The organism is Leisingera sp. G5_S3_59_S7, assembly GCF_054968485.1.
In genome coordinates this window covers 1-17,270 of the sequence record NZ_JBQKUH010000074.1, presented here as the reverse complement: position 1 = coordinate 17,270, position 17,270 = coordinate 1, and the positions used below count along the sequence as shown (strand labels likewise).

The window sequence follows — 17,270 nt, the reverse complement described above, 5'->3', positions numbered from 1 at the left end:
GGGGGCGGTGGCAGATGCCAGGCAAGGAAAGCGCGCGGCGGCTTTTACCGCACCAGCGGCGGCAGCCACAGATTTAAATCCGGCTGGCCGCCCTGCTTGGGGAACCGGGGGGGGTAGCCCTGGTGGGGAAACGGGTGGAGGCACCGCTGGGGCAGCGGCGGGCGGGCTGCGAGGCTGCTGAAGCCTGGACCTTTGGCGGGGAAAGCGGCTGCGGGCGGTTCCGCCCGGTCCGGCAAATGCCGGGCTGCAGCAGCTGCGGCGGTTCCGCCTGCAGGGCGGATCCCGCCTCAGCGGTTCCGCGGACTGAGGACCAGCGGGCGGCTGTCCGTGGTGCCGCGGTTGCGGCGGATCGCGCGGGCTTCCAGCCGGGTCTGGCCGTAGAGCACGATGACAAGCGTGGCGAGGGCGATGAGGAACGCTTCTGCCATGTCAGATCGCCGCGCGGCGTTCGAGCCGTTCCTGCACCAGGCCGGCCAAAGTTGCGGCATCCTGGGTGAGCGGCTCCCCCTTGAGGCGGGCGCTGTCGAGGCGGTCGGCCGCAGCCGCAAGCGGCCCGTCGCCGGCGCTGCGGGCGACGCCGCCCAGGAATTGCGCCAGATAGGCCAGGGTTTTCTCCTCCTGCGACATGCTGAGCACGTCGGCGGCATGGGCCATGTCGTCGCGGTAGGCGAGGAAGTCCGGCTCCACCGTTTCGTCATCCATGGCGCGGGGGCCGGACAGCTGGCGGTCGGCGGGCAGGTTGGCGAGAATCTTTTGCTGGAAGGCGGCCAGCGAGGTGATCGGCTTTTCCAGGAAACCGGCGGCGCCGGCCTCCAGCGCGGCCTCTTCCAGCGCCGGATCGCCGGAGGTGGCCAGGATCACGCCGGGGCGCGGGCTGGCCTCAGCCAGTTCGCGGATCAGGTCGAGGCCGGAGCCGTCCGGCAGCCCGACATCGGCAATCAGCACCGAGGGGCGGTAGACCTGCAAATGGCGGCGGGCGGATTTCAGGCAATCGGCGCGGCGGATGCGGGCACCGCTGCGCAGGCAAAGGAGCCGCAGCGCCTCGCAGGCGAAGCGGCTGTCCTCGACAACCAGAATGGTCAGCCCCAGCAGCGGGCGCCGGGTGGTGGGCAGGCGTTGAGCGGCAGCAAACAGTTCCGAATCGTCCATAACGTATCCTCCTTGCGGGATATGGACCGACGCTAGGAACTCTAGGCTAACACCCGGTTAACGGCGCGTGCGCTGCCGCATCCGCAGCCCCCCGTGCGCAATGGCGCACTTGCCGCGGCGCAGCATCCGCCGCATAACCGGAAACCAGGATTATTTGTGAGAGGAGCACAAACGGATGATTGGCCGTCTGAACCATGTTGCCATTGCTGTCCCCGACCTGGAGGCAGCCTCGGCCCAGTACCGCAACGCGCTGGGCGCCAAGGTGGGAGAGCCGCAGGATGAGCCGGATCACGGGGTGACCGTGGTGTTCATCGAACTGCCCAACACCAAGATCGAGCTGTTGTACCCGCTGGGCGAAAACTCCCCTATCAACGGCTTTCTGGAGAAAAATCCGGCGGGCGGCATCCACCATGTCTGCTATGAGGTCGAGGACATCCTGGCGGCGCGCGACCACCTGAAGGCGCAGGGTGCGCGGGTGCTGGGCACCGGCGAGCCGAAGATCGGCGCCCATGGCAAGCCGGTGCTGTTCCTGCATCCCAAGGATTTCAACGGCTGCCTGGTGGAACTCGAGGAAGTTTGAGGCTATGAGCGTCCTGCCCCGGCTGCGGGGCGGGGCAACTACGAAAGGCCGGCGCCATGGGTGTTACATCAGCGATCGTTCTGTACGCAGTGATCTGGTTTCTGACCTTCCTGGTGATCATTCCGATCCGGCTGCAGACCCAGGGCGACAGGGGCGAGGTGGTGCCGGGCACCCATGCGGGCGCGCCGGAGAAGCATTTCCTGAAGCAGAAGGCCTGGATTACCACCGGGGTGGCCGCGCTGATCTGGGCCATTGTGGCCGGGATCATCTTTTCCGGCGCGATCACGGTGCGGGATTTCGACTGGATGGGGATGCTGCCCGAGCAAGGGTAATCCCGCGGGCCTTGGTTTTTCGAAGCAAGGCAGCGCTCCCGCCCGGTCTGGAGGCATTGAAATGCCTCAGGACCGGTTGGGCGTGGCGCCGCGCTGGCGCGCGGCGCGGGTGCGGCCAGCCCGTCGGGCTGGAGCAGGCTGTATCGTAAACCTGAAATCAGAAGAAGCTTGCGAAGAAGTGCTTGCGGGGCAGGTCTGCCCCTCAAGGCGCGATCTTCAGTGTACTCCGCCCTCCGCAGCGTCGCGGCTGAGCCGCGCGGACTGTCCTATTTGCGGGCCAGCGCGTGGTAGAGGTGGGTGAAGGTGGCGGCGCCAAGGATCGGGACCACCAGGTTCAGCAGCGGCACCGACAGCGGCATCGCCATCAGCGTGCCGGCGGCCCAGATGGTGCCTGCGTGGCGGCGGCGCAGCTTCTTGGCCTCCGCCGTGCCGACACGGCGCGCCGCGGCAAGGGTGAAATATTCACGCCCCAGCAGGAAGCCGTTCAGCCCCCAGAAGATGAACAGCGCCGCAGGCGGAAACAGCACATAAAGGAACAGCGCCATGATATTGGCCGCGATCAGCAGGCCGAGGAAATTCACCGTGTCCCTGACCGCGTCCCAGAACGGCACCCTGGGGGCTGGCGGCAGGGCGGGGTAGTGCCTGTCCTCCACCGCCTGTGCCACCTCGTCCAGGAACATCGAGGTGATGGCCGAGGCCACCGGCACCATCAGGAAGACCGACAGCAGCAGCATGAGGAGCAGCGAGCCGATGGACAGAAGGTCGTCAAGCCAGGTGACCTCTCCCAGCAGCGGCACCGTCGCCTCGGGGCCGACCAGCCATTGGATCAGCACCAGAAAGCCCGCGTAGGCCGCGATCAGCAGGGCAACGGTCAGGCCCAGGCCCAGGAACAGCACCTTGCGGAAGCGCGGGTCGCCGGTCTGGCCGAGGGTTTTGAAAAAGGCGGTGAAGATCATGCGCTCATCCAGGTGGTGATTGCGTCAAGGTCCGGGCGCGGGCGCTCGGGCGGGGCGGTGCTTTCGGTGGCGATGTGGATGAGGCCTGCGATGCGCTCATTCTCCGCCAGGCCAAAGGCGGCCTCGCAAAAGCCGCGGTCATGGCTGGCCCAGCCGCTGAGCCAGTTGGCGCCCCAGCCGGCCGCCAGCGCGGCATTGAGCAGCGACAGGCATACCGCGCCGGCGGAGTAGCTCTGCTCGATGGCGGGCACCTTGGGGCTTGGGGTCTGCACCTCGACCACGGCCACGGCGAGCTGGCCCAGATCGAACTGGCTGCGGGCCTTGGCGATGTCCTCGGGGCTTTTGCCCAGGCGGGTGCCGGTTTCCTCGCACAGGGCGGCCAGCCGGGCCATGGCGGGCTGTTCCACCACGATGAAGCGCCAGGGTTCCAGCTTGCCATGATCCGGCGTGCGGGCGGCTGCGGTCAGGATCTCCCGCAGCTCCTCGCGCGCGGGGGCCGGGGCCACCAGCGTCTTGGCAGGGCGCGAGCGGCGCGACAGCAGGAATTCAAGAGCAGCGTCATTGCGTGCAGGCATATGTGAAACCTTTTTACATCTGGTGCTGCCTATCTCGGCAGGCAGGGAAGTTTTTTCAAGGGCCAACGGGCCTTGCGCGCGGGATCTGTGGTGCGCGGGCAGCAGGGCCGGGTTCCGCTGCCGGGGTGATAGCCGCGCTGGGCCGGCAAAGTCTATGGCCTTTGGCGCCGCGGCAGGGCAACAGTGGCGGCATGGGAAAGCCGAAGAAGAAAGACCTGCCGGATCTGAGCCATCTGTGCGTGCCGGGCACGGAAATTGCCGTGCGGGCCACGCCGAAGGCGGCGCGCAATGCGATTGTGGCGGCGGAGGGCGTCCTGAAAATCTCTGTCACCGCGGCGCCTGAGAACGGCAAAGCCAATGACGCCATCCGCCGGCTGCTGGCCGCGGCCATGGGAACGGCGGCCTCCCGCCTGGAGCTGCGCCGCGGCGCAGCCGCGCGCGACAAGCTGTTTGTCTATCAGGGGGCGGACTGACGCCTAGTCGTCGCCGGGCACCAGCCGGTAAACCCCTTCGGGCAGGTCCAGCGCCGCGGCCAGGTCGCGCACCTGAAGATGCGACAGGGTGATTTTCTGCACGCTGTCGGTGCGCGGATCGTATTGCTCGACCGTGACGCATTCTTCAAAGGAATTGATGGTCACATCCTCGGTGAGGGGGGCGCCGCCCTCATCCACCAGGGTGATGACCGTCGAGTCGAATTCATGTTCGATTGTAAACATGCCACCAGCCTGCACCGCGGCCCGGCTGCTGGCAAGACCTTGCAAACACGAGGTATCATACAGATCTAACGGCAATCTTCCGCCGCTGCCGCAATTGCTATCCCCCGGGCTTGCGCGGTATGTTGGCGCCAAATTGCAAAAGGATCTGCCATGCGCCGTTTTCTGTGTCTGTTTGCCCTTGCTGTCAGCGCCTGTAATGTGGCGATTGAGCCCGCCTCGCAGTCCGCGCCGGTTGTCCAGGCGCCGCGGGTGCAGGGGATGGCCCCCGGCGAGGCGCGCAGCGCCTTTGCCACCGTGTCCCGCCGGGTCGAGCCGGTGGCCGAGCGCGAGTGCCGCAGCCGCACCCAGGGGCTGAACTGCGATTTCCTGATCCGCATTGACCCCAACCCGAACGCAGCACCCAACGCCTACCAGAGCCTCGACCGCTCGGGGCGCCCGGTGATCACCTTCACCCAGCGGATGCTGGGGCAGATCGCCAACCATGACGAGCTGGCGTTTGTCATGTCGCATGAGGCCGCCCACCACATCCGCGGCCACCTGGCGCGGCAGGCGCAGAACTCCGCGCTGGTCAGCGCCGGTGCCGGGCTGATCACCGCGCTGGCAGGGGGCGGATCGTCCAGCGTGTCGACGGCGCAGGATATCGGCGGCTTCGTCGGGGCGCGCACCTATTCCAAGGATTTTGAGCTGGAGGCGGATGAGCTGGGCACCATCATCACCCATAAAGCCGGCTACCGGCCCAGCATCGGCGTGCGCTTCTTCAACCGCCTGCCGGATCCGGGCGACCGTTTCCTGGGCTCCCACCCGGCCAACCCCGACCGGGTGCGGGTGGTGCAGGCGACCATCGACCGCTACGGGCTGAACTGAGCATGGCGGACGGCAGGGACCAGGCCGCGCCTGCGCTGACGCGGCTTGGCGTGGTCCTGACCGACCGCGGCTCGCGCTATGCGGTGACCGGCGCGCCGGCCGCCTCGCGCCAGGACATCGACGCGGTGCTGGCGGAGCTGAAAACAGACCGCGCCTATGCCAAGGCGACCCACAACACCTGGGCAGCGGTGCTGCCCACGGGCGGGCTTAAGGCCGATGACGGCGAATCCGGCGCGGGCATGGTGATCCTGCGGATGATGGAGCGCGAGGGCCTCAGGGACCATGTGATCATCGTCACCCGCTGGTACGGCGGCAAGAAGCTGGGCGGCGACCGTTTCCGCCGGGTGCAGGATGCGGTGCGTGCGTATTTCGACCACCTTGGCGCGAAATCCTTGTAAATTCTATCCCGTTTGACCTGAGTCAAATTCGCCCCGTCCGCACGCCGCTAAGCTGCACCCGGAATAAATGATTCCGGGAGAGCGCGATGACCACCCAAGCCGACCTGAAAAAGCACGCCGAGCTGTTTGACCGGATGGCCGCCACCGTCGGCCTGGATCTGGAAGAAGAGGCCGTGGCCGGCACCCTGCGGTTTGACGAGATTGCCGAGGCGGTGCTGCGCTGCACCCGCTGCGGCGGTGTCGGCGCCTGCCGCAAGTGGCTGGCCGACGGCCTGCGCCCCGGGGCAGAAGCCCCGGATTTCTGCCGCAACCGCGATCTGCTCGGGTATTTGAACGAGCAGCAGGCCTGACGCGTCCGCCCGGAACCCAATAGGAGTTCAAGATATGCAGCCATTGGGGGATCCCCTTTACCACCTGCGGCTGATGGCCCGGATGGGCCAGGCCACGGGCGCCGATCTGAGCGGCGCCTTTGCCGCCGGCAAGCTGAGCCACGAAGACTGGGCCGCCATGATCACCCGCTGCCGCGGCTGCGCGGTGCCGGATCAGTGCGAGGCCTTCCTGACCGCCCATGAGCGCGCGGATGCGCCGATGCCCGGCTGCCGCAACGCGGATGCGCTGGTTCAGCTGAAGGGCCGCGCCTGATGAAGGACATGGCAGCGGAGGCCGAGGGCCTTGGCAATATCTTCCGCCACCTGTGGCTGCTGCGCGCGGTGGCAGAGGCGGCGGGCATCGACCTGGACCGGGAAATGAAGGCCGGGCGTCTGAACGGGCTGGACTACGCGCGGATGGTGACCTCCTGCCGCGGCGCGGGCTGCAGCAAGTCCTGCGCCCTGTGGATCTCGTCGCGCCGCGATGACACGCCCGCGGTGCCGGACTTCTGCCCCAGTGCAGACCTGTTCAAGCGGCTGATGCCCTGACCCCGTAACAGACCCGCCCCGCAAGCCCGGCTTGCGGGGCTTTCTGCTCCAGTTCAGCCCGGTGCAGCTTGGCTGGCTAGAGCTTTGAATGCGTGCCGTCGCACAGCGGCTTCTTCCCCGAATGCTTGCAGCCGCAGAAGAACACCTTGCCGTCCTTTTCCGCCTTGTATTTCACCGGCTCGAACGCCGTATCCTTGTGCGAGCCATCGCAGAACGGCTGCCGCGAGGACTTGCCGCAGGCGCACCAGAAATAGGTCTTTCCCTCGGTCACCTCGACGGGGAAGGGGGCTTTCTGGGCGATGTCCGGAGTGTCTGTCATGGCTGGGCGCTCTCCCTGGCTGGTTGTAAGCATGTCACGTCAGCTTGGCACAGTGGCATCATTGGACAAAGTCTTCCATTGAACTAAACGCCCGTTGTCGCAAGACTTTAGTGATCACGTTTTTCCGAAGCGGTTCGTGTCATAGTTCATCTGGAGTGGAGGCCGCTGCAGAGAAGCTTGGATGACTGAGCATTCATTTGGCAGCTTGCGTGCCGCGGAACGTGGATTACCTGTTTTAAACGGTGCCAAGACCTCGTCCGCTCCACCATGAAAACAGGCTGATCCGGTGTGGTCTTGGCCTTGGCTGTGAAGCTGGAAGGATTGCACTAGGCAGGCGATGGATTTGGCTTGCGTTCAATGAAAATCATCATATGGTCGTCAATTAGGCAATCTTTGAAACTTGCAGGATAGTTTTGGCTACTAAGGACGACCTCATTAAAGCCGAGTATGACCGAAAGCTTTCTGCGGTGTCGAGGGGAAAAACTATTGATGCGATTAGAGATTGGGCGACTGTCGGTGGTGGAATTTTGATGATTCCTATCGGGGCAATGGAATGGGTCGCTCCTGAGGTTTTGCCTTTGACGCTTCCAAGCGAACTTTCCCCAATATTTTTGCTTATTACTGGTATTGGAATGCTGTACGGTCCCAAAGCCTATAAGAAGGCAATTGAAGTTGCGAAGAAAATGGATGACGACTCGTGAGTGCGAAAACATCAATTGACCAACTTGGCAAGATTTCGTTGACTTCCAATGATGTAACCCTCGCTCATATTGAGGAGATAGGGAAGGAGTTGATCGAAAAGTTGGAAGCTGATGTCTTCTTAAGTTCTGAAAACTTGCAGAGAAAACGAAATAGAAAAGCTTCGCTCGACGTGAACGCTATTTTGATGTTTGTTTCTGCGTGTGCGTTTTCAGTTACGAGTGCTCTAGCATCAGTGGACGATGTTGCTTTTGGAGTTAGTCAAACTCTTCAGGTCGTTCTTTGGATTTCAACCCCCATGGCAATCCTGGCGGGGCTATTATTCTTTTTTGCTTCTCGCGCGGTGCGCATTGAAAGAGCTTCTATGGATCTATTCCTTGCGGAACAGAAGCTTAAAACTGCCGAGCAAAAATATGCTGAAACTCTGGCGAAACTAATTGAGGATAGCGAATCTGTTGAAGCGGGAGAGCAAACCAAAGCCACGCTGACGACAGTATTGGGTTTATTTAGAAGCTTGGCGGCAATCTAAGTACCTAATTCGCCCCAGAGATCATATTCCCCGGCCTCGTCCACCTCGACCGTAACCAGATCACCGGCCTGCAATCCGTCCGTTCCCTCGTCAATGAACAGGTTGCCGTCGATCTCCGGCGCGTCGGCCTTGGTGCGGCAGGTGGCGATGCCGTCCTCGTCGATGTCGTCCACGATAACTTGCAGGGTCTGGCCGACCTTGGCCGCCAGCTTGGCCTCAGAGATCGCCTGCGCCTTCTCCATGAACCGCTCCCAACGCTCCTGCTTGACCTCTTCCGGCACGTGGTCCGGCAGATCGTTCGACCGCGCGCCGTCGACGTTTTCGTATTTAAAACAACCCACTCTATCCAGCTGCGCCTCGTCCATCCAGTCGAGCAGGTGCTGGAACTCGGCCTCCGTCTCGCCGGGGAAGCCGACGATGAAGGTGGAGCGCAGGGTGATGTCCGGGCAGGTCGCGCGCCAGGCGCGGATCTCGTCCAGCGTCTTGGCCGCCGCCGCGGGCCGGGCCATGCGGCGCAGCACGTCCGGGTGGGCGTGCTGGAAGGGGATGTCCAGATAGGGCAGCAGCGCATTGTCCGGATCCGCCATCAGCGGGATCAGCTCGCGCACATGCGGGTAGGGGTAGACATAGTGCAGCCGCACCCACAGGTCCTCCGCCGGGGCCAGCTTGCCCAGCTCGCGGGAGAGGTCCTGGATATGGCTGCGCACTTCCCCGCCTTTCCACGGATGGCTTGAGTACTTGCGGTCGAGGCCATAGGCGGAGGTGTCCTGGCTGATCACCAGGAGCTCGCGCACCCCGGCCTCCACCAGCTTCTCCGCCTCGCGCAGCACTGCGTGGACGGGGCGTGAGGCCAGTTTGCCGCGCATGTCCGGGATGATGCAGAACTTGCACTTGTGGTTGCAGCCCTCGGAAATCTTCAGATAGCTGAAGTGCCGCGGGGTCAGTTTCACGCCCGCCGCAGGCAGCAGGTCCACGTAAGGGTTCGGGGAGGGCGGCACCGCGGAATGCACCGCGTCCAGCACCTGCTCATACTGGTGCGGGCCGGTCACCGCGTGGATCCGCGGGTGATGCTCGCGGATGTAGTCCGGCTCGGCGCCCAGGCAGCCGGTCACGATCACCTTGCCGTTTTCCTTCAGCGCTTCGCCAATCGCCTCCAGGCTTTCGGCCTTGGCGCTGTCGAGGAAGCCGCAGGTGTTGACGATCACCGCGTCCGCGCCCGCGTAGTCGGGCGAGATGCCATACCCTTCGGCGCGCAGCCGGGTCAGGATGCGCTCGCTGTCGACCAGCGCCTTGGGGCAGCCGAGCGAGACCATGCCGAGGGTCGGCTGGCCGTCACGGGGCGCCTCGCGGAACTGCGGTTCCGGGGCAAGGTCGGGGCGGAGGCTGGGCGGGTTGCTGGACGGGGTACTGGTCATCCGCGCGCATATATCAGGAATGCGGCAGGAGGCAAGGAAAACGGAGGGTGCCAGGCGTGCACCCCCTGTACACCCCCTGTGCACCCCCTGTGCACCAGGGGCTGCATTTTCCCCTTGCCCGGACGATAGGCCGGGCAGCCCCCGACCTCCCTGTCAAACGGGAGGTTTGCCTCCAGCAAAACGGGAGGGGGCTTCACCCCCACCCGAGGCCGGGGGCTGCCCTCCGTTAGGTGTTGAAGCCAGAGCGCCAAAGCCCGTAGCCTGCGGCAAAGGTGATTTGCATGACGAGAGCGATTGATGCGTGACGAGATTGAAGCACCGGAGGCCCCAGCCGCCCCGCAGCCCAAGTTGAAGCCCGCCAATGAGAACCCCTGGTATGTGCTGATGACGCTATATGGGGATGATCATGAGCGTAATCGTCTAGTGTGGAACGCTTGGGCCGGTCAAGCTTTAACCGTCGGCGAGCGGAATGCACTTGTAGAAAAAGGGATGGCCAGTGCCTTAGATGTGGAAAATTTGCACGCATTGCAACAAAAAATCACTGCAACGTTTAAGAGTGAATTTGCGAGAAGAAATGTTGCAAAGAGCGATATTCCGGAGTTACCCAATCCAAATCATCCAGTTCGTTTGGCAAAGATATACGTAGAAGAAGAGGTGAACCTTAGTGGTCGAATATTTCCAAGAGGATTACATCTCTCTAACGTGCGGTTCGGGAAGAATTTTTTTGCTGAGTTCTCAAGTTTTGAAGAGGTTTGCTCTGCGAGTAAGGTGGAGTTTGAAGGGAAGGTATCCTTTTTTGGGGCTGAATTCGGATCAGATTCAAATTTTTCATGCTTTTTCAAAAGGGAGGTGACTTTTGAATATTCACGTTTTAAAGGCCAAGTGACTTTTAAATCTACATTCGGTGGCGATGCAGACTTCCGCAAGGGAAAATTTGTAGATGAGGTGAATTTCCTTGATGCAGTCTTTGAAGGGAGCTCCAACTTCAATGCTGCAAACTTCAGCGGGCGCGTTAAGTTTTCGGGGGTCAGTTTTGGAAGGCCTTCAAGTAGTCAGCCGAATTCGCCAAGCTTCAGGGATTGCCAGTTCCAACATCCCACCTCGTTTCACCAAGCAGTATTCTGGAACGCTTATCCAGACTTTTCGGGGGCGATCCTTCACGACAAGACTACATTTACAGCCCGCCGAACGCCAACCGAATCCGAAGTGAAGTCAAGTAGCAGTCTGAAGGGAGCCTTATACTGGCCTGATCATACGCAACAAGACCCGGAAAGCGTTTGTGAAACTTGTTCAACCATCCGCCACATCCTCGCCAAGCAAGGCCTCCCCGAAGACGAACACTTCTTCTTCCGCCGGGAGATGCATTTTGCCGGGAAAATCGGCTCTCTCTGGCAGCGGCTGCCTTATCTGCTGTTCGGCCTGTTCTCTGAATACGGCTACTCCATCCTGCGGCCAACTCTGTGGCTCTTAGGCGTCTGGGCCTTGGGCTTTGCCGCCTTCTGGGGCTATCTTTCCGGCTGCTGCGTGCCAGCACCCGATACCGTGATCGAGCGCCCGATGGGATCGGCCATGGCGCTGAGCTTTTCCAACCTGTTTCCGCTGTTCGGGTTCGGACGGGTCTATTTCGGCGCAGAGTTCATGATGAGGCTGCCCGCGGTGCTGAAAACCCTCGCAGGCCTCCAGACCGTCGCCAGCCTGCCGCTGTTGTTCTTCCTCGGCCTTGGCCTGCGGCAGCGGTTCCGGTTGCGGTAATCCCTCGTCTTAAACGCGCGAAGCCGTGATGCGGGAAGCGGCTTCCTGCATTGCACCCCTCTCCCCACCGGGTAAGCTGGGGGAAAGACCCTCGGGGAACAGGGGGACAAGGCATGAGGAGTGGGCCGATGAAGCTGATAATCCGGGTTGTGATGGCGCTGGTGCTGACGGTTGCGGTGGTGGCGGGGCTGGTGCTGCTGCTGCCGGGCGAGAAGGTCGCGCGGCTGGCCGCCGATCAGCTGGAGGCGCAGACCGGGCGGCAGCTGGGGCTTGGCGGCAAGGTGAGCTTTACCTTCTGGCCGGTGCTGGGGGTCAAGGCGGATGCGGTGACGCTGTCCAATGCGGACTGGGCCGGGCCGGAGCCGATGCTGCGGGCGGAGCGGGTGACCATCGGCGTGGCGGCGGCGGATCTGCTGCAGGGCAACGTGCGGGTCACTGAGATCTCTGCCATCCTGCCGCATCTGAACCTGGCCACCAACGCGGACGGCATCGGCAACTGGGTCTTTGGCAGCGGCGCGGCGGCAGGCAGCACCGGGTCAGGCGAGGGTTCCGGGACGCCGCTGCGGATCGAGGCGGTGGAGCTGACGGGCGCCTCCCTGCGCTATACGGCGCATGGGGAAAGGCCGGTCGAGATGAGGAATGCCGATCTCAGCCTGCTGTGGCCGGAGCCTGACGGCACCGTCAATGCCAAGGCGACCCTGCGCCCGGCGGGCGAGCCGGTGGAGATCGACGCGGAAATCGGCACCTTTGCGGCGTTTCTGGCCGGCGAGGTCTCCTCTGTCGGCGCCACGGTGACGGCGCCCGGCGGCAAGGGGCGGTTTGACGGCCATGCCGATATCAATGGCGAGGCCAGCGGGCGGCTGACCTTCGGCGCCGAGAATGCCGTGCAGACCGGGGGGGCGCTGGGGGTATTCCTGCCGGACGCGCTGGCGCAGAAGGTAGTGTTCGGCGCCGATGTGACCTATACCGCCGACGGGCGTCTGTCGATGCGCGACCTGGCGGTTGAGCTGGGCCGGAACAAGCTGAGCGGGGCGGCGGATGTGGAATTTGCCAAGCGCCCGCAGATTACTGCCCGGCTGCAGGGCGGGGCGCTGGATTTCGCGGCCGTCACGGGCGCGGAGAAGCCGGACAGCCGCAGTGTTGCGACAGAGGGCTGGTCCCGGCAGGAGATCGACGCCTCGGCGCTGGGGCTGGCCGATGCCACGGTGGATCTGTCGTTTGACAGCCTGGACACAGGCAGCGTCAAGCTGGGGCCAAGTCAGGTGAACGTGACGGTCAAGCGCAAGCGGGCGGTGGTGAAGCTCCTGCCGGCCTCGATGTTCGGCGGCCAGGTGAAGGGGCGGCTGGTGGCCAACAACCGCGACGGGTTTTCGGTGGACGGCAAGCTGTCCTTCAGCGGCGTCCGGCTGGAGCGCGCCCTGGGCGAGACCGCAGGCTACCGCCGTCTTAACGGGACGGCGCTGGGCGAGCTGGAGTTCCTCGGCTCCGGCAGTTCGGTGGACGCGATCATGCGGTCGCTCAGCGGCGAGGGCCGGCTGGAAGCGGGCAAGGGGTTCTTCACCGGGTTCGATCTGGAGCAGCTGATGCGGTCCGGCGGCAATGGCGGCAGCACCGTGTTCGACCAGCTGACGGCGAGCTATACGATCGAGGGCGGCAACCTCAGAAACCAGGACCTCCTGGTGCTGCTCAAGGGGTTCCGCGCCGGTGGCAAGGGCCGGATCGGGCTGGGCGCGCGGGATCTGGACTATCTGTTCACGCCGCAGCTGGTGCGGGCGGGCGGCGATCAGGTTCTGACCATCCCGGTGCGCATCCGCGGCAGCTGGGAGGATCCGGACATCCGCCCGGATTTCAGCCAGGCACTGCAGCCGAAGCTGGACGGCATCGAGCAGGAGGCCAAGGACCGGGTGCGCCAGAAGCTGAGCGAGGAGCTGGATACAGAGATCGCGCCGGAACAGGACCTGAACGACCTGCTGAAGCAACGGATCGAGCAGGAAGCCCGCGACCAGCTGCTGAAGCTGTTGGGCGGCGACTAAGCCCCCCAGCCGGAAGCCGGGTCAAGGAGGGGCGAAGGCCCCCGGGCAACGTCCGGCCTGTCCTGGACGCGGCTGCAGGCGCCTTACGCTTGATTTGGCGCATCAAAGGACAAAACTGCCCTTGGATCGCGTCTCCGCAAAAGAAAAAGCGCCCGCCGAAGGCGGGCGCGGATCGCCTGCGTCAGCAGGCGAAATAACTCTTGATCAGGGCATCAGATGGTCTGGTCGTAGTCACCCACCAGCGGCTCGGTGCGGATCACCGCGTCGATATCGGCAAAGATCGCCCGCATCTCCGCCTCGCTTTCAGAGCTTTCGCAGACCACCACCAGGTTCGGTGTGTTGGACGACGCCCGCACCAGCCCCCAGGAGCCGTTGTCGAGGATAACCCGGGCGCCGTTCACGGTGACGACTTCCTTGATCGCGCGGCCGGCCAGCTGTTCGCCCGCCTCATGCTTGGCCACCAGCTTCTGCACCAGCCGCTCCAGCACACTGTATTTCTCGGTGTCGGCGCAATAGGGCGACATGGTCGGGGTGGACCAGGTCTTGGGCAGCGCCTTGCGCAGGTCGGACATCGACTGGTCCGGGTTGCGGTCCAGCATCTTGCAGACCTCTACCGCGACCCGCATGCCGCAGTCGTAGCCGCGGCCCACTGGTTCGGCCAGGAAGTAGTGGCCGGACTTCTCGAAACCCGCCAGCGCGCCGATCTCCTTGACCCGCCGCTTCATGTGGCTGTGGCCGGTCTTCCAGTAATCCGCGGTGACACCGTTCTTTTTCAGCTCAGGGTCAGAGGCAAACAGGCCGGTGGATTTCACATCCGCGACAAAGGTGGAGTTCGGATAGAGCTTGCTGAGGTCGCGGGCCATGATCACGCCCACCTTGTCGGCAAAGATCTCCTCGCCCTCGTCATCGACCACGCCGCAGCGGTCGCCGTCGCCGTCAAACCCCAGTGCCAGATCGGCGCCCGAGGCCTTCACCGATGCCGACATGTCGTGCAGCATCTCCATGGCTTCCGGGTTCGGGTTGTAATGCGGGAAGGTGTAGTCCAGCTCGTTGTGGCTCTCGACCACTTCCACACCCATGCGGGCGAACAGCTCCGGCGCAAAGGCCGAGGCTGTGCCGTTGCCTGTGGCGCAGACCACCTTGAGCGGGCGGGACATTTTGAAATCGCCCACCAGATCGTCGAGGTAGGCCTCTTTCACGCCATCCACGAACTCATAAGAGCCGCCGGGTGCGGGCTGGCCTTCGCCGTTCAGCACGATATCGCGCAGCTCGCCCATCTCGTCGGGGCCGTGGGTCAGCGGGCGGTCAAAGCCCATCTTGACACCGGTCCAGCCGTTGGGGTTGTGCGACGCGGTGACCATGGCGACCGCGGGCACATCCAGGTGGAACTGGGCGAAATAGGCCATCGGCGACAGGGCCGGGCCGATGTCCTTGACCTGAATGCCGGCCTGCATCAGGCCCAGGATCAGGGCGTTTTTGATGGCCAGCGAATAGTCGCGGTAGTCGTTGCCGACGGCGATCACCGGCGCGATGCCGCGCTTGCGCATCTGGGTGCCAAGGCCCAGGCCAAGCGCGGTCATGCCGGGGAGGTTGATCTCCTCCGGGTATTTCCAGCGGGCGTCATATTCGCGGAAACCCGTCGGCTTGATCATCGCGTCGCGCAGAAAGCTCCAGGTGTTCGGGGTCACCTCAGGCTGCGGTTTGGTCATGTCTGAAATACTCTTAATTGGGTCAAATACGGATGGGGTCAGCCTTGGCCAGCGCATCAAAGCGCATCAGGCTTTCAATCAGCTGCGGCATCTGGTCGAGGTAGATCATGTTCGGCCCGTCCGACGGCGCGCTGTCCGGGTCCTGATGGGTCTCGATGAAGACCGCAGCGATGCCCAGCGACACTGCCGCCCGCGCCATCAGCGGCGCGAATTCGCGCTGGCCGCCGGTGGAGCCGCCCTTGCCGCCGGGCTGCTGCACCGAATGGGTGGCGTCCATCACCACCGGGTAGCCGCCCTGCGCCATCTGCGGCAGCGAGCGCATGTCCGCGACCAGCGTGTTGTAGCCAAAGGAGGTTCCGCGCTCAGTCAGCAGGATGTTTTCGTTGCCGGTGCTTTCGACCTTGGCGACCACATTGGCCATGTCCCAGGGCGCCAGGAACTGGCCCTTCTTGATGTTCACCGCCTTGCCGGTGTTGCCTGCGGCCAGCAGCATGTCGGTCTGGCGGCACAGGAAGGCCGGGATCTGCAGGATGTCCACGGCCTCAGCCGCCACCGCGCATTGTTCCTCGGTGTGCACATCGGTCAGCACCGGCACGCCGAATTCGCTGCGGATGGTGTCCAGCACCTTCAGCCCCTCGTCGATGCCAAGACCGCGCTTGCCCGAGAGCGAGGTGCGGTTGGCCTTGTCATAGGACGCCTTGAACACGAACTGGGCGCCTGCCTTGTCGCAGGCTTCCTTGAGCCGCCCGGCGATCATCCTGGCGTGGTCTGCGGTTTCCAGCTGGCAGGGGCCGGCAATAAGTGTCAGCGGACAATCATTCCCGATGGTGAGGCCGGCGGTATCGATTTTTTTCATGAGCTTCCGATAGCTTTACGATGAGACCTGCTCCCGCAGGATAGACGCGGTAAGCGAACACATCAGGTAGATACCGGAAAAGATCAGGAAAGCCAAAACGGTATTCTCGAACTTGCGCGGATAGGAGGGCTCCTGGCTTGGCACCGGCTCCACCGCGGTGGTCAGGTAGCGGACCTGGCGGTTGGCCTCCAGCCGGGTGGTTTCCACTTGCTGCAAGGCCGATTGCAGCATCAGGTCGCGGGTGGCGAGGTCTGCCTGGGCCATCTGAATCTGGATGCGCAGGTTGGCAAGCGAATTTTCGCCGGCCGAGGCATCGACCATCCGGTTGTTGAGGCTGGCGATCACCGCCTCCAGCCGCCGGATGTCCGCCTCGGCACCGGACACCTTGGCCCGGTTGGGGCGGGCGTTATCCTGCAGGGCGGCCAGTTCCAGCCGTTTCTCCTCAAGCTGGATTTCAAAGGTGCCGATCTGCTGGCGCAGCGACGCCACCACACCCTCAGGGTCCAGCACGGAACCCTGCTGCTGCAGCACCACCAGCCGCTGCTGCGCAGCGCGGCGCTGGGCTTCGGCTTCGTCCAGGGCAGCCTCGGCCTCGGACATCTGATCCGCACGCTTCTGCTGCGACAGGCTGTTCACCTTCTCCTGGGCATAGGAAATCAGCTTGCGCGAAAACTCTGCCGCGGCCTCGGGGTCGGCGGCGGAGACTTCCATCCGCACCACGCCTTCAGTCGGGTCATAGCCGATCTTCACGTTGCGGCTGTAGGTGGCATAGGCCTCCTCGTTGGTGGGGGCGCTCTCCAGCCGCTGGATCGGGTCCAGCCAGTCCTGGGTGAAATGCGCCTTGAAGCCGGCCTCGCGGTCCAGCCGCAGCATGGCCTCCTTGGACATCAGGTAGCTTTGCACCGCGATCGAATCCTGGCTGGTGGCAAACTGGGTGCCCGACAGCAGCCCGCCGACGCCGCCGGCCGCGCTGTCGGCCTTGAGCACCAGAAACTCGGATTTCGACGAATACATCGGTGTCGCCACCGAATAGAAGTAAAAGCCTGCGGCCAGTGTCGGCAGGACCACAAAGAACGCGAGCCGGGCCGCCAGCAGCGACAGCTTGCGGCGGCGGCGGCGGGCGATGTCGCGCTGGATTTCCTGGATTTCGCGGTTGCGCCGTTCTGCCGGGCTCAGCTCGGCCGAGGGCAGGTTGGTCTTGGCGGCGGGCACTGTCTGCGGCAGCTGGACAGAGCCCGGCGCCTGCGGCGCGCCTGCGGGCTGCGCCTTGTTCTGGGGCACCACCAGCTCCAGCAGGTTGGCGCGGGCGAACGGGTCGATGCCGCGCTCGCGCAGCATCCGCACCGCCTCGAAATCGGAGGTGGCGTCCAGGTTGTGCTTTTGCGCCATGCGCCGGGCCAGGCGCAGCTGGCGGCCGGTCAGCCCTTCGCGGCGGATCGCCTCGATATCGGTTTCCATGCTGGCCTCGCGG

22 protein-coding genes are annotated in these 17,270 nt (G+C 63.9%); 12 read left to right on the top strand and 10 right to left on the bottom strand.

Features of this window, described 5'->3' with window-relative positions:
- Nucleotides 1-287: 287 nt before the first annotated feature.
- Both ACTRWG_RS20890 and ACTRWG_RS20885 read right to left on the bottom strand, forming a co-directional pair.
- Nucleotides 288-428 carry a hypothetical protein gene (locus ACTRWG_RS20890; RefSeq protein WP_260030580.1) on the bottom strand — a complete coding sequence of 47 codons (141 nt, stop codon included), beginning with the start codon at nt 426-428 and terminating at the stop codon, nt 288-290.
- Between the two features lies 1 nt (nt 429).
- Entirely contained in the window at nt 430-1,149 is a 720-nt protein-coding gene (locus ACTRWG_RS20885; protein WP_027234819.1) for a response regulator, read from the bottom strand.
- Nucleotides 1,150-1,324: 175 nt separating this feature from the next.
- On the opposite strand from ACTRWG_RS20885, the gene mce reads away from it, so the two are divergent.
- The gene (gene mce / locus ACTRWG_RS20880; RefSeq protein ID WP_008557322.1) at nt 1,325-1,729 is read left to right on the top strand and encodes a methylmalonyl-CoA epimerase; all 405 of its coding nucleotides are present in this window, start codon (nt 1,325-1,327) and stop codon (nt 1,727-1,729) included.
- A gap of 56 nt (nt 1,730-1,785) precedes the next feature.
- The gene (locus tag ACTRWG_RS20875; RefSeq protein WP_027234818.1) at nt 1,786-2,061 is read left to right on the top strand and encodes a DUF1467 family protein; all 276 of its coding nucleotides are present in this window, start codon (nt 1,786-1,788) and stop codon (nt 2,059-2,061) included.
- A gap of 266 nt (nt 2,062-2,327) precedes the next feature.
- On the opposite strand, the gene ACTRWG_RS20870 is transcribed toward ACTRWG_RS20875, so the two are convergent.
- Both ACTRWG_RS20870 and ACTRWG_RS20865 read right to left on the bottom strand, forming a co-directional pair.
- Nucleotides 2,328-3,017, bottom strand: a complete 690-nt coding sequence (locus tag ACTRWG_RS20870; RefSeq protein WP_027234817.1) for an EI24 domain-containing protein — start codon at nt 3,015-3,017, stop codon at nt 2,328-2,330.
- Nucleotides 3,014-3,592, bottom strand: a complete 579-nt coding sequence (locus ACTRWG_RS20865) for a nitroreductase family protein (RefSeq protein ID WP_027234816.1) — start codon at nt 3,590-3,592, stop codon at nt 3,014-3,016. Before ACTRWG_RS20865 ends, ACTRWG_RS20870 begins: the two co-directional genes overlap by 4 nt.
- A 191-nt stretch (nt 3,593-3,783) precedes the next feature.
- Here ACTRWG_RS20865 and ACTRWG_RS20860 point away from each other — a divergent pair, with 191 nt between their 5' ends.
- Entirely contained in the window at nt 3,784-4,065 is a 282-nt protein-coding gene (locus ACTRWG_RS20860; protein ID WP_027234815.1) for a DUF167 domain-containing protein, read from the top strand.
- A gap of 3 nt (nt 4,066-4,068) precedes the next feature.
- Here ACTRWG_RS20860 and ACTRWG_RS20855 read toward each other — a convergent pair whose 3' ends face one another.
- Entirely contained in the window at nt 4,069-4,308 is a 240-nt protein-coding gene (locus ACTRWG_RS20855; protein WP_027234814.1) for a hypothetical protein, read from the bottom strand.
- A gap of 150 nt (nt 4,309-4,458) precedes the next feature.
- Between ACTRWG_RS20855 and ACTRWG_RS20850 the strand changes: the two genes are divergently transcribed.
- The 5 genes from ACTRWG_RS20850 to ACTRWG_RS20830 all read left to right on the top strand — a co-directional run bounded on the left by ACTRWG_RS20850 (nt 4,459) and on the right by ACTRWG_RS20830 (nt 6,487).
- Nucleotides 4,459-5,172, top strand: coding sequence for a M48 family metalloprotease (locus ACTRWG_RS20850; RefSeq protein WP_027234813.1), 714 nt, complete (start codon nt 4,459-4,461; stop codon nt 5,170-5,172).
- Between the two features lie 2 nt (nt 5,173-5,174).
- Nucleotides 5,175-5,570 carry a YigZ family protein gene (locus ACTRWG_RS20845; protein WP_259968885.1) on the top strand — a complete coding sequence of 132 codons (396 nt, stop codon included), beginning with the start codon at nt 5,175-5,177 and terminating at the stop codon, nt 5,568-5,570.
- A gap of 86 nt (nt 5,571-5,656) precedes the next feature.
- Nucleotides 5,657-5,920, top strand: coding sequence for a DUF6455 family protein (locus ACTRWG_RS20840; protein ID WP_027234811.1), 264 nt, complete (start codon nt 5,657-5,659; stop codon nt 5,918-5,920).
- Nucleotides 5,921-5,954: 34 nt separating this feature from the next.
- On the top strand, nt 5,955-6,212 hold the full coding sequence (locus ACTRWG_RS20835) for a DUF6455 family protein (protein ID WP_462829892.1): 258 nt from the start codon (nt 5,955-5,957) through the stop codon (nt 6,210-6,212).
- Nucleotides 6,212-6,487, top strand: coding sequence for a DUF6455 family protein (locus tag ACTRWG_RS20830; protein ID WP_462829891.1), 276 nt, complete (start codon nt 6,212-6,214; stop codon nt 6,485-6,487). The genes ACTRWG_RS20835 and ACTRWG_RS20830 overlap by 1 nt, the downstream gene beginning before the upstream one ends.
- A gap of 76 nt (nt 6,488-6,563) precedes the next feature.
- On the opposite strand, the gene ACTRWG_RS20825 is transcribed toward ACTRWG_RS20830, so the two are convergent.
- Nucleotides 6,564-6,806: a CDGSH iron-sulfur domain-containing protein gene (locus tag ACTRWG_RS20825; RefSeq protein ID WP_259972052.1), complete on the bottom strand. Its 243-nt coding sequence runs from the start codon at nt 6,804-6,806 to the stop codon at nt 6,564-6,566.
- Nucleotides 6,807-7,219: 413 nt separating this feature from the next.
- Here ACTRWG_RS20825 and ACTRWG_RS20820 point away from each other — a divergent pair, with 413 nt between their 5' ends.
- Both ACTRWG_RS20820 and ACTRWG_RS20815 read left to right on the top strand, forming a co-directional pair.
- Nucleotides 7,220-7,507 (top strand): hypothetical protein, encoded by a 288-nt coding sequence (locus tag ACTRWG_RS20820; RefSeq protein WP_462829890.1) that lies wholly within the window; start codon nt 7,220-7,222, stop codon nt 7,505-7,507.
- Nucleotides 7,504-8,034 (top strand): hypothetical protein, encoded by a 531-nt coding sequence (locus ACTRWG_RS20815; protein ID WP_462829889.1) that lies wholly within the window; start codon nt 7,504-7,506, stop codon nt 8,032-8,034. Before ACTRWG_RS20820 ends, ACTRWG_RS20815 begins: the two co-directional genes overlap by 4 nt.
- Here the strand turns inward: ACTRWG_RS20815 and rimO are convergent.
- Entirely contained in the window at nt 8,031-9,449 is a 1,419-nt protein-coding gene (gene rimO / locus ACTRWG_RS20810; RefSeq protein WP_462829888.1) for a 30S ribosomal protein S12 methylthiotransferase RimO, read from the bottom strand. The genes ACTRWG_RS20815 and rimO overlap by 4 nt on opposite strands.
- Nucleotides 9,450-9,746: 297 nt before the next feature.
- Here rimO and ACTRWG_RS20805 point away from each other — a divergent pair, with 297 nt between their 5' ends.
- A complete protein-coding gene (locus ACTRWG_RS20805) occupies nt 9,747-11,201 on the top strand; it encodes a pentapeptide repeat-containing protein (protein WP_462829887.1) in 1,455 nt (484 codons plus the stop codon).
- 128 nt (nt 11,202-11,329) lie between these two features.
- Nucleotides 11,330-13,234: an AsmA family protein gene (locus ACTRWG_RS20800; protein ID WP_027234805.1), complete on the top strand. Its 1,905-nt coding sequence runs from the start codon at nt 11,330-11,332 to the stop codon at nt 13,232-13,234.
- Between the two features lie 212 nt (nt 13,235-13,446).
- Here ACTRWG_RS20800 and ACTRWG_RS20795 read toward each other — a convergent pair whose 3' ends face one another.
- The 3 genes from ACTRWG_RS20795 to ACTRWG_RS20785 all read right to left on the bottom strand — a co-directional run.
- A complete protein-coding gene (locus ACTRWG_RS20795; RefSeq protein ID WP_027234804.1) occupies nt 13,447-14,943 on the bottom strand; it encodes a phosphomannomutase/phosphoglucomutase in 1,497 nt (498 codons plus the stop codon).
- A gap of 22 nt (nt 14,944-14,965) precedes the next feature.
- The gene (gene kdsA / locus ACTRWG_RS20790) at nt 14,966-15,799 is read right to left on the bottom strand and encodes a 3-deoxy-8-phosphooctulonate synthase (protein WP_027234803.1); all 834 of its coding nucleotides are present in this window, start codon (nt 15,797-15,799) and stop codon (nt 14,966-14,968) included.
- Nucleotides 15,800-15,814: 15 nt separating this feature from the next.
- Nucleotides 15,815-17,270 (bottom strand): capsule biosynthesis protein (locus ACTRWG_RS20785; RefSeq protein WP_462829886.1); only part of this gene is annotated, 1,456 nt, incomplete at its 5' end.